We start from the raw sequence: 3,111 nt of genomic DNA on the forward strand, positions 1-3,111 counted from the left end.
CTAAAACGCTTGATGGTGCAAGCAATTTGCTTAAAGAAGCAGAGAAATCTGCCATCGAAGGCGTAGCTCAAAAAGCAGAAAAAGAAGGCTTGAGCTTTACTGCCAAACAAATCCGTAAAGCTAAAACTATTGAGGGAGCTCGTGCATTGCTTAAAGTTGCAGAAGATTCCAAGCTTAATAGCAAGCCCGAAAACAAGCCTGAAGCTCCCGAGTCTGATAATTCGGGTGATGGCACAACCTCTGGCGATGCTTCTCATGACAATACTTCTATGAGTAAGGAAAAAGCCCAAGCAAAGAAGACTCCTAAGACTTCTGACGTACTTGCAACTCTTCTTCCTATGTTCGGTGTTGTACTTGGTGGAACTTCCATTGTATTTGGAAAACGTATGCGCCACTAAGGTGGAACTTGATTTTTCGTAAAGCATAGCTAACGTAAATCCTCCCCAGCAATGGGGAGGATTTTTGTTAGAACAGTTTTCTTTTCTATTCGTACAGCCGTATGCATGTTGTACGGTGATTATTTCATAATTGCAGCACCTGTGTAGTGACGGTTAGTGGAATATAGCCTATTTCAAATTAGAAGCCCTCCAGAACTTACCCGCACATACTTGGCACCAGGCAAATTACTTCTCAATACTCTTTTCCCACTTTGGATTGACGGCAATACCAGTAATGCGTGCATTATCTTTTCGATACTCTGCTAAGCTATCTACGTTAAATAGGTGCTCATATTTACCAGTTTTAAATACATAGCGCGTAAAGTCAAGAGTAGAGTCGTCATTCTCTCCATCGTCAAGACGGTATACAGCATAAGGCGTTACATCAAAGAGAGGGTATCTTCCTTTGTGAGGCAGTATCTCGAACGTATAGAGGTGTTCAGCTTTTCCTGTTGTTATGTCAACTGAAAACACCTTACCCGTCCTTGTAACGAAGTACAACTTGCTCCCAAGCAAGACACCTTTTTCTCCTCCCGCGTCATGAGCGTTCATGTCAATAACGCTCCCATCGGAATTTACTACATCGATCATACGATGCGTATGCTCTTTTAGATTCCATTCTTCTAAAACAGCATGCCCTTCATTTTGCTGCTCAGAAAAACTCAAGAGATAAATATTATCGTTGTAACGCTGATACATTTTGTGCGCATGCTTGATACTGCTATCGTAAGGAATGCTCTCAAGCACTTGAGGGTTTTGCGGATCGTTTGCAGGATATACCTGAACTAAAACATCGAAATGCTCTATCTTTGCAAGTGCTTCATCTGATACACCAGTGTGCTTTTGATATACCGCTTTTGCTTGGTCAAGAAGATTGGGTGCATGGTTTGTTTGAGCCATGGCGTAAAGCGTATCTCCACATGCTCCCATGCTCATGTAGCCACCGCGTACATCTACACTTTCAGTTTTATCTGCATCTCCTATAAGAACGGGCTGTTTGTAACCTTCAGAAGTACCTCCAACACCATAGAATGCCATAAATCCTTTGCCATTATCTCGAGGATAACGTGCATATTCCGTTTGTGGTTTTATGTCACGCGCAAGAACTTTTGTCCCATTATCATTGGTGAAGAAGTCAGAATCTTCACCGCCATAAAATATGCCTGTTGTTGTCCATATGGGATCTGCAGAAAGCATCTTCCCCGAACGAAATGCACGGATAGCACCCGATGGGCTTGCAAGTACCATATACCCCGTTTGCGGGGTTAAATCGAAATAACTATACGTAGGTTGGCTACTTAATTGCACAGCAAGCACTTGATTTTCAGATGTGAAGTCTTTTGAGTTCATAGTATGAGCTGGCTTAAAAAAATAAAAAAGTATGAGTGATACTATGCATACAATTACACATATAATGCTAACTAAAGCGCGTCGTTTCACTTTCATAGTATTCCTTACTCAAGAAATCTGTACTATATGACATTTGGGGAGCCTATATTCATCCTAAAAACTAGAAGCATAGTTGTTATTCAATAACCCAATTCTGAGTTGTATAATCAGAGTCTCTAATATCATAGGGATACACACCATCGCCCCCATTGCCGTCAAGATCTACTCCAGCAGCTTTTTTATATGCCAACCACACAAGCTGCGAGCAATTTAAAGCTTTTGGGTTTGATTCTTTATTATCCCAAAAGACGGGGTTGTATGGATAGCCAACTAGATTGTTATAAGCGTAGTCTGCTGCAGCATCTTGTTGTGCTTGTGTGCAAGTAGTTTCCATAAGAATGGTTCCTTTTGGTACAAAGATATTATAGTGCCATTCCCATCTACTCAATTTAAAAGGGCCTTCAGCTTCCACAATCCAGTCTTTATCACCGTATATTCCAATATGTCCATGTTGTACACCTGCTGTTGCAGCAGGTGTAAGAAACATGTCGCCTTTGTAATACGAGCGAGTTAACTGATAACTATTACTACTTTTTGTATTTGTGTCTGTTACACCAATCTCGGCAAGTGTTTGCTTACGCAAAGCGGCATTTTGGTCTATTTCTTTTACAATTTGCTGTAATATTTCTTGTCTTGTTTTGCCTGTCCTATGCGCCATTTCATCAGCAGAGTCAATAACCATCTGTTTTGAAGTACACGGATTTGTACTTACAATTTTATCGATCAATTCATTTTCAGGAATATTTAAAGCATTAACTGAAACCGTAGGGATGAATATACACATTAACAATACAAAAGCAAGAAAAAAACCAAGGCGGGTAGTGCGACTCATAATAAGCCTCCCTTCGTCGGACAAGTTTCAAATCTTGTCTATTGTGAATAAATTATAATTATTTTATATCATTTGTATAAAGACGTCTAGAAAAAATTTTATTTAGTGATAAAGGCTTCAATTGCCTAGATACCATTCTTTAGGAGTTGGCACTAGAATCTTTTGACCACAAACTCATGAACTTAGAGCTATAGGACAAAAAGTGTGTAAATGAGTTATTCTGTTGTATAAGGATAAGGATCGTTGTGATGTAGTTCTGACCACACTTCAGCGTTTCCATATGTATCGTGATTGCGAGCTTCCACACTCAAGACATCTATACCGCTGCTTTCCAGCCTTTATCTTGCCATCTTTTACCATCTTGCTACTACAAACGAAAACAAATATTGGCAC

Annotated in this window: 3 protein-coding genes and 1 pseudogene; 1 reads left to right on the top strand and 3 read right to left on the bottom strand. The window is 40.0% G+C overall.

Annotation, left to right across the window (positions count from 1 at the left end):
• Window positions 1-398 (top strand): annotated as a pseudogene (locus AC5GD6_RS06155) (hypothetical protein); the annotation flags it as partial.
• A gap of 225 nt (window positions 399-623) precedes the next feature.
• On the opposite strand, the gene AC5GD6_RS06160 reads toward AC5GD6_RS06155, so the two are convergent.
• The 3 genes from AC5GD6_RS06160 to AC5GD6_RS06170 all read right to left on the bottom strand — a co-directional run bounded on the left by AC5GD6_RS06160 (window position 624) and on the right by AC5GD6_RS06170 (window position 3,078).
• Window positions 624-1,883: a hypothetical protein gene (locus tag AC5GD6_RS06160; protein ID WP_491846474.1), complete on the bottom strand. Its 1,260-nt coding sequence runs from the start codon at window positions 1,881-1,883 to the stop codon at window positions 624-626.
• Between the two features lie 79 nt (window positions 1,884-1,962).
• Complete coding sequence (locus AC5GD6_RS06165) at window positions 1,963-2,718, bottom strand: hypothetical protein (RefSeq protein WP_491846475.1); 756 nt, start codon at window positions 2,716-2,718, stop codon at window positions 1,963-1,965.
• A 267-nt stretch (window positions 2,719-2,985) separates the two neighbouring features.
• Window positions 2,986-3,078: an IS1/IS1595 family N-terminal zinc-binding domain-containing protein gene (locus AC5GD6_RS06170; RefSeq protein ID WP_491846476.1), complete on the bottom strand. Its 93-nt coding sequence runs from the start codon at window positions 3,076-3,078 to the stop codon at window positions 2,986-2,988.
• Window positions 3,079-3,111 lie beyond the last annotated feature (33 nt).

The sequence above is a fragment of the Fannyhessea sp. genome, assembly GCF_986145555.1.

What these genes read in the sequence shown, in the direction of transcription:
- AC5GD6_RS06160 (WP_491846474.1), bottom strand. Translation starts at nt 1,883, where the DNA reads ATGAAAGTGAAACGACGCGCTTTAGTTAGCATTATATGTGTAATTGTA.
- AC5GD6_RS06165 (WP_491846475.1), bottom strand. Translation starts at nt 2,718, where the DNA reads ATGAGTCGCACTACCCGCCTTGGTTTTTTTCTTGCTTTTGTATTGTTA.
- AC5GD6_RS06170 (WP_491846476.1), bottom strand. Translation starts at nt 3,078, where the DNA reads ATGGTAAAAGATGGCAAGATAAAGGCTGGAAAGCAGCGGTATAGATGT.